A 312-nucleotide genomic window follows, 5' to 3' on the forward strand; every position below is an offset into this window, starting at 1 on the left:
GTAAATCCACCGCCGTTGAGCTGCACGATTTCTTTGTCAGCCTGGGATCCTTCCCGGTTACAAAGTCTGCCATCGTCCAACGCCGCAAGCACATCCGCCCCCTATTCTTCAAGGACTTCTTCTACCAATCCGTTCAGGCTTTCTACGCCAGCTTTCGCCATGCCCGCCGCTGGCGATCCCACCTTCTCATTGCCGTTGACGGTACGGGCCAGACCCTACCCCGCGAAAGTTGGATCGGGCAGGCCTTCGGCTTTCACCAAAACCAGCACGACAATGTGCCCTCCACCCGCATCCTGCTAACCTACGATCTGC

Annotated in this window: 1 protein-coding gene; it reads left to right on the forward strand. The window is 57.7% G+C overall.

All coding sequences use genetic code 11. The features are described from left to right. The coding region (locus DRW39_RS22110; protein WP_157976315.1) for a hypothetical protein at positions 1–312 on the forward strand (312 nt) is incomplete at both ends.

This window comes from Lewinella sp. IMCC34191 (genome assembly GCF_003390935.1).
Classification (GTDB): Bacteria; Bacteroidota; Bacteroidia; order Chitinophagales; family Saprospiraceae; genus Neolewinella.